This window comes from Sphingopyxis sp. (genome assembly GCF_025869345.1).
Classification (GTDB): domain Bacteria; phylum Pseudomonadota; class Alphaproteobacteria; order Sphingomonadales; family Sphingomonadaceae; genus Sphingopyxis.
Window position 1 is genome coordinate 1 of sequence record NZ_JAOZVW010000140.1, and the last position, 6,217, is coordinate 6,217.

The 6,217-nt window shown below is 67.4% G+C and carries 8 protein-coding genes; 3 read left to right on the forward strand and 5 right to left on the reverse strand.

Translation table 11 applies throughout. The features are described 5' to 3' along the window. Positions 1–60 precede the first annotated feature (60 nt). From OJI97_RS15340 to rsmI, 4 genes are read right to left on the reverse strand one after another with little or no spacing between them, the layout of a single operon-like run. Positions 61–666 (reverse strand): DedA family protein, encoded by a 606-nt coding sequence (locus OJI97_RS15340; protein WP_297664899.1) that lies wholly within the window; start codon positions 664–666, stop codon positions 61–63. A gap of 23 nt (positions 667–689) precedes the next feature. Further along, a complete protein-coding gene (gene gshB, locus OJI97_RS15345; protein WP_297664901.1) occupies positions 690–1,640 on the reverse strand; it encodes a glutathione synthase in 951 nt (316 codons plus the stop codon). A 33-nt stretch (positions 1,641–1,673) separates the two neighbouring features. Then, a complete protein-coding gene (locus OJI97_RS15350) occupies positions 1,674–2,024 on the reverse strand; it encodes a YraN family protein (protein ID WP_297664903.1) in 351 nt (116 codons plus the stop codon). Then, entirely contained in the window at positions 2,021–2,881 is an 861-nt protein-coding gene (gene rsmI, locus OJI97_RS15355) for a 16S rRNA (cytidine(1402)-2'-O)-methyltransferase (protein WP_297664905.1), read from the reverse strand. Before rsmI ends, OJI97_RS15350 begins: the two co-directional genes overlap by 4 nt. A 10-nt stretch (positions 2,882–2,891) precedes the next feature. Here rsmI and OJI97_RS15360 point away from each other — a divergent pair, with 10 nt between their 5' ends. Together OJI97_RS15360 and infC are read left to right on the forward strand one after the other, a co-directional pair. Further along, positions 2,892–4,076: a penicillin-binding protein activator gene (locus tag OJI97_RS15360; protein ID WP_297664906.1), complete on the forward strand. Its 1,185-nt coding sequence runs from the start codon at positions 2,892–2,894 to the stop codon at positions 4,074–4,076. Positions 4,077–4,246: 170 nt separating this feature from the next. Further along, positions 4,247–4,780: a translation initiation factor IF-3 gene (infC, locus tag OJI97_RS15365; protein ID WP_297664907.1), complete on the forward strand. Its 534-nt coding sequence runs from the start codon at positions 4,247–4,249 to the stop codon at positions 4,778–4,780. 196 nt (positions 4,781–4,976) lie between these two features. On the opposite strand, the gene OJI97_RS15370 is transcribed toward infC, so the two are convergent. Then, on the reverse strand, positions 4,977–5,672 hold the full coding sequence (locus tag OJI97_RS15370; RefSeq protein ID WP_297664909.1) for an NRDE family protein: 696 nt from the start codon (positions 5,670–5,672) through the stop codon (positions 4,977–4,979). A gap of 83 nt (positions 5,673–5,755) precedes the next feature. Here OJI97_RS15370 and OJI97_RS15375 point away from each other — a divergent pair, with 83 nt between their 5' ends. Further along, positions 5,756–6,193, forward strand: coding sequence for a hypothetical protein (locus OJI97_RS15375; protein ID WP_297664911.1), 438 nt, complete (start codon positions 5,756–5,758; stop codon positions 6,191–6,193). Positions 6,194–6,217 lie beyond the last annotated feature (24 nt).

Consider the following 6,217-nt stretch of genomic DNA (forward strand, 5'->3'; position numbering starts at 1 on the left):
CAATCCAGAGCCCGCGTAAACCGCTCTGGATTGCTTCGCTTCGCTCGCAATGACGGGGGGTCAGTCGTCCCGGCGCGGCTTCCAGGTGAATACCCGCCACAGATAGATCAGCACCAGCGATCCGATCGCGATCAGCGCCACCGGCCCGACGAAGGCGTCGAGATTGGCGAAGCGGCTGCCGAACCAGTGGCCCGCGCCCGCGAGCGCGCTGATCCAGATCGTCGAGCCCGCCGCGGTCCAGAGCAGGAATTTCGCCTGGTTCATCCGCACCATGCCCGCGGGCAGCGACACCATCGTCCGCGCCACTGGCATGAAGCGCGCGACGAAGACGATCGCGGGGCCATATTTCAGGAAAAAGCCGTGCAGCCGCTCGACCTCCGCCCAGTCGAGCGTCAGCCAGCGCCCGTGCCGGTCGACGAAGGGCCTCAGCCGCTCATAGCCGATCCAGCGCCCGATCGCGTACCAGACCCAGTTCCCCGCCGTCGTCCCGGCGACCGCGACCGCGATCAGCGTCCCGAGGTCGAACCGCCCCTGCGCGACCGCGATGCCGCCGAGGCCCATGATGATTTCGGACGGGATCGGCGGAAAGACATTCTCGAGGACCATCAGCACGAAGATGCCGAGATAGCCCCAGCTCTGGATCAGGTCGAGAATGAGGGTGGTCATGCGGGGTCAACGCAGGGGCTGCGTCAGCCGATCCGCCGTTCGATCGCGTCCCAGATCATCGCGGCGGTGTCGACATTGTCGAAGCGGTCGATCGCGACGATCCCGGTGGGGGAGGTGACGTTGATTTCGGTCAGCCATTCGCCGCCGATCACGTCGATGCCGACGAACAGCAGCCCGCGTTCGCGCAGGGCGGGGCCGAGAACGTCGCAAATCTCCTGCTCGCGTGGGGTCAGCGCCGCCGCTTCGGCATAGCCGCCGACCGCGAGGTTCGATCGGAACTCGCCCTCGCCGGGCTTGCGGTTGATCGCGCCCGCGAACGCGCCGTCGATCAGCACGATGCGCTTGTCGCCTTGGCTGACGCTGGGCAGGAACTGCTGGACCATGAAAGGTTCGGGCCAGACCTGCCCGAACAGTTCGACGAGCGCGCCGAGGTTGGCGCCGTCCTCGTCGATGCGGAACACCGCCTTGCCGCCGTTGCCGTGCAGCGGCTTGATCACCACGGCGCCATGGCGCGCCTGAAAATCCTTCACGGCGTCGAGGTCGCGCGTCACCATCGTCGGCGGCATGAACTCGGGGAAATCGAGCACGAACACCTTCTCGGGGGCGTTGCGCACCGACACCGGATCGTTGACGACCAGCGTTTCTCCCCGGATGCGTTCGAGCAGCCAGGTGCCGGTCAGATAGCCGAGGTCGAAGGGCGGGTCCTGCCGCATCAGCACGACGTCGACGTCGCGGCCGAGGTCGAGCGTGACCTGCTCGCCGAATTTATAATGATCGCCCGCCTCGCGCTTCGCCTCGACGACGCGGTGCGCCTTGGTGGTCAGCCGCCCCGCCTCCCACGTCAGCCCGCGCACGTCGTAATGATAAAGCGGATAGCCGCGCTCGAGCGCCTTCAGCATCAGGTGAAAACTGCTGTCGCCATTGATGTTGACCGTATCCATCGGGTCCATTTGCACGGCTGCGCGCAGAGTCATTTTGTTCTCCTCAAAGAGCGTCGCTGCGGCACCCTAAGGCTGCCAGACGTGGACCAGATGGCGAGGCAATCGCTTCGGCGCAAGGAGCATCACGTCGATGCGGATATCGTCGGCGGGCCGCGCGAGGCGCGGGGCAAGCATCGCCGCCGCCGCGGCGACGCGCCGCAACCGCCGTTCGTCGATCGCCAGATCAAGGTCTTCGGCCCGTTCGCGCCATTTCACTTCGATGAAGGCGAGGGTGCGCCCGCGCCGCGCGACGAGGTCGACTTCGCCCGCGCTCACGCGAAGCCGCTCGCCGACGATCCGCCAGCCGTGGAGCCGCAGCCACCACGCCGCGCGCCTTTCCGCCCTGCGCCCGCGTGCTTCGGCGGCGGCGCGGTTCAAGCCCGGTCCTTGAGCGCGAGCGCCCGCGCATAGACGTCGTGCCGGTCGAGGCCATAGCGTTTCGCGACCACCTTCGCCGCCTGCGCGACCGGCTTGTCGGCCATCGCGGCGCGCAATGCGGCGTCGAGGGTGGCGTCGTCGGCGGTTTCGGCGGCCGCTTCGCCCGGCGGGCCGACGACGATCACGATCTCGCCCTTGGGCGGCGCATCGGCATAGCGGGCGGCAAGCTCGCGCAGCGTCCCGGTTACGCATTCCTCATAGAGTTTGCTGATCTCGCGCGCGACCGCCGCCTCGCGGTTGCCGAGTCCTTCGGCGAGCGCGTCGAGCGCCGCCGCGAGCCGCGGCCCGCTTTCGTAGAAGATCAAAGTCGAGCGCAGCGCGGCGAACTCCGCGATCGTATCGGCGCGCGCCTTCGCCTTGTTCGGCAGGAAGCCCGCGAACAGGAAGCGGTCGCTCGGCAGCCCCGATAAAGTGATCGCGGCGATCGCGGCGCAGGGGCCGGGCATGGTGGTGACGTGCCGCCCCGCCGCGCGCGCGTCGCGGACGAGCTTGTAGCCGGGGTCCGAAATCAGCGGCGTTCCCGCGTCGGAGACCAGAATAACGACTTCGCTCTCCATCCGCGCAACCAAGGCGGCGCGGGCGCGTTCGTCGCTATGATCATGATAGGGGGTCATCGGCACACGCAAACCCAGATGCGACAGCAGCTTCGCGGTCACGCGCGTGTCTTCGGCGGCGATCACGTCGGCGGAGGCAAGCGTCGCCGCCGCGCGCGCGCTGATGTCGCCGAGGTTGCCGATGGGCGTCGCAACGATATAGAGACCGGGCAAGGGAGATTTTGAGATGGTCGAATCCGGCATGGAGCCGAAAATGGCAGAAACCGTCGCCGAGCGCCAAGATATTGCATCATCGCGCCGGCAATTGCTGCGCGGGCTGGGCGTCATGGCGATGGCCGGCTTCCTTGCCGCGTGTCAGGTGGTGCCGAAAAGCAGCGGCCCCGCGACTCCGCCGCCGCCGCCCACCGGCGACAATGTCGGCCCCGGGCTGCCGACCGATACCGACCGCCACCGCGTCGCGCTGCTCGTGCCTGAAAGCGGCACCAACGCCGACGTCGGCACCGCGATCGCCAATGCGACGACGATGGCCTTGCTCGATTCGCGCACCGAAAAGGTCCGCATCACCACCTATGACACCGCGCTCGGCGCCGCGGCGGCAGCGCGGCAGGCGGTCGCCGACGGCAACAAGCTGATCCTCGGCCCCTTGCTCAGCGAGGATGTCGCCGCGGTCGCGCCGATCGCGCGCGCGGCGAAGGTGCCGGTGCTCAGCTTCTCGAACGACAGCAGCGTCGCGGGCAACGGCGTCTTCATCATGGGCTTCGTCCCCGGCCAGTCGGTCGAGCGCGTCGTCGCCTATGCGCGGAGCAAGGGGCATCAGCGTTTTGGCGCGCTCGTCCCCAAGAGCGTCTATGGCGAGCGCTCGACCGCCGCTTTCCGCGCCGCGGTGGCCGCGGCGGGCGGCACGCTGGTGTCGATCGAAAGCTATGACCGCAGCGCGACCGCGCTGACCGGCGCGGCGCGGCGGCTCGCCAATGCGGGCGCGATCGACGCGGTGCTGATCGCCGATTCGGGCGGCAACGCGATCCGCGCGGTCCCGGTGGTGAAGAGCGGCGGCAGCAAGCAGATCCTCGGCACCGAGCTTTGGAACACCGACGCCGCGCTCGGCGGCAATGCCGCGATGCGCGGGGCGTGGTTCGCCAGCGTGTCCGACGGCCTCTATGGCCAGCTCGCCGCCAAATATCGCACGCGCTACGGCAAGGCGCCCTACCGCCTCGCCAGCCTCGGCTATGATTCGGTGCTGCTCACGGTGCGCATCGCGCGCGACTGGAAGCCGGGGACGAATTTCCCGACTTCGCGCCTGCTCGCCGCCGACGGGTTCGGCGGCATCGACGGCATCTTCCGTTTCAACAATCGCGGCATCGCGGAGCGCGCGCTCGAAGTGAGCGAGGTCGGGGCAGGCGGCTTCCGCGTCATCGACCCGGCGCCGGTGAAGTGGTGAGGCGCCGCGGCGTGGCTTGACCGCCACAGTCGGACGAAAAGCGTCATCTTTATGCCACGGGCAGCCTTTACGGCGCGCCCGCGGTCACTATATGAGCGGAGCGCGCGCGGACCGTGCCGATTCCGCGCGCCCGCATTCAACGATCAGGAGATACAGCTATACCACCCCCGATGACCCGCCGCTCGATGGTGCCGCCGCCCAAAAACGGTCCGCGATACAATGAATTCATCGCTTCGCCCAAGGTCCGCGTGATCGATGAGGAAGGCGAGAATCTGGGCGTGATGCTGACGGCCGAAGCGATCGAGCAGGCGGCCGAGGTTGGGCTCGATCTGGTCGAGGTGTCGCCGAACGCCGATCCGCCGGTGTGCAAGTTCCTGGACGTGGGCAAGTTCAAATACGAGGCCCAGAAAAAGGCGAACCTGGCGCGCAAGAGCCAGAAGACGCAGGAAATCAAAGAGATCAAGATGCGTCCGAATATCGACGATCATGATTTCGATGTGAAGATGAAGAAGGTCTTCGATTTTCTGGGCGAAGGCGACAAGGTCAAGATGACCATGCGTTTCCGCGGTCGCGAGATGAGCCACACCCAACTCGGGCTGAACGTGCTTCAGCGCGTCGCCGAAATGACCGCCGAGATCGCGAAGGTCGAGGCGCATCCGCGCACCGAGGGCCGCCAGATGCTGATGGTGCTCGCGCCGAAGTGAGTTACCAATCCCCTCCTCTTCAGAGGAGGGGCAGCGAGACTTGGGCGCTTGCGCCCTGGTCGCAGCGGGGTGGTGCCCTGCACCGGCGTCCACCACCGGCGTCGAGTGAACAGTCCCCCGGACTGTTCAGGTCGTGCCTGGGGCGCGACCGGCCCGATGCCCCCCTCCTCTGAAGAGGAGGGGCTTCAATTTTTTCTCATCCGATCCTGAAATCCAGCACCGTCGTCCCCGCAAGACGACCGCCGCTGGCATAGCGGCGCTCGACCATATGGACATCGCCCGCCGCCGACACCGCGACGAGAGTCGAGGCGCGCGTGCCATAGACCTCGCCGAGCAGGAACAGCGCCGGGTCGCCCTCGGCGGTCAACGTGTCGAGCAGGCCTTCGGGATCGGCGCCGGCATCGGCCACCGCGGCCAGCGCCGCGCGTAGCCGTTCGGCGCGGGGACAGGGCCGGTCGACCGGCTCGTTGGCGAGCGCATGGACACCGGCGTCCAGCGACAGGATCGACGGCTGCGGCCGGTTGGTCAGCCGCCGCACCGTGCCATCGGCCGCGAACAGATTGAAGGCATTGAACCGATCGAGATCGGTGGCGGCCGGATCGGCAAAGCGCCCGGTGCCGCGCAGCAGGTCGACGACGAGCGCCCCGCGCGAGTCCTTTGCCGGATCGGGCATCGCGCCGCGCACGTTGGTGACCACCACGACGCGCCCGCTCGGCCGATGCACGCCCAGCCACGTTCCGCCCGCCTGAAGATCGCGCCCCGCGACGATGCCGCTGCCGTCGTCCCATTCGGCGAGCGGCGCGGCGGGGCGCTCGTGAAACTCGTCGCGGTTCCCGATCAGGATCAGCGGCCAGTCGGGATGGACGCGGTGGGCAAGGGCGACGACGCACATAGGCGAGCCTATCGCGCTTTGCCGGTGCTTTGCCAAGCAAAGCATGATAGTTTCCGCCGGTCTTTCTGGAGGGGGAGGTGAAGATGACGGAAGCTGTCAAAACGCCGTGGCATATCTGGGCCGTCGGTGTCGTGTCGCTGCTGTGGAACGCGATCGGGGCGTTCGACTATACGATGACCAAACTGCAGAACGCCGACTATATGGCATCCTTCACCGCCGACCAGCAGGCCTATTTCTATGGCTTTCCGGTCTGGGCGAATATCGGCTGGGCGTTCGGGGTCTGGGCGTCGGTCCTCGGCTCGCTGCTGCTGCTGATCCGCAGCCGCCATGCGGTGACCGCTTTCGCGATCTCGCTTGCCGGGCTGGCGGTGAGCTGCCTCTATCAGTTCGGTCTGCACTATGGCGACTTGCAGCGCCTGTTCGGCACGTTTCCGATGATCTTTACCGCGATCATCTGGGTCGTGCTGATCGCGCTGTTCGTCTATGCGCGGCGGCAGGCGGCGGCCGGGGTGCTGCGGTAGATTCCATAAGCCGTCGCCCCCGCG

What these genes read in the sequence shown, in the direction of transcription:
- OJI97_RS15340 (WP_297664899.1), bottom strand. Translation starts at nt 666, where the DNA reads ATGACCACCCTCATTCTCGACCTGATCCAGAGCTGGGGCTATCTCGGC.
- rsmI (WP_297664905.1), bottom strand. Translation starts at nt 2,881, where the DNA reads ATGCCGGATTCGACCATCTCAAAATCTCCCTTGCCCGGTCTCTATATC.
- gshB (WP_297664901.1), bottom strand. Translation starts at nt 1,640, where the DNA reads ATGACTCTGCGCGCAGCCGTGCAAATGGACCCGATGGATACGGTCAAC.
- OJI97_RS15370 (WP_297664909.1), bottom strand. Translation starts at nt 5,672, where the DNA reads ATGTGCGTCGTCGCCCTTGCCCACCGCGTCCATCCCGACTGGCCGCTG.
- infC (WP_297664907.1), top strand. Translation starts at nt 4,247, where the DNA reads ATGACCCGCCGCTCGATGGTGCCGCCGCCCAAAAACGGTCCGCGATAC.
- OJI97_RS15360 (WP_297664906.1), top strand. Translation starts at nt 2,892, where the DNA reads ATGGCAGAAACCGTCGCCGAGCGCCAAGATATTGCATCATCGCGCCGG.
- OJI97_RS15375 (WP_297664911.1), top strand. Translation starts at nt 5,756, where the DNA reads ATGACGGAAGCTGTCAAAACGCCGTGGCATATCTGGGCCGTCGGTGTC.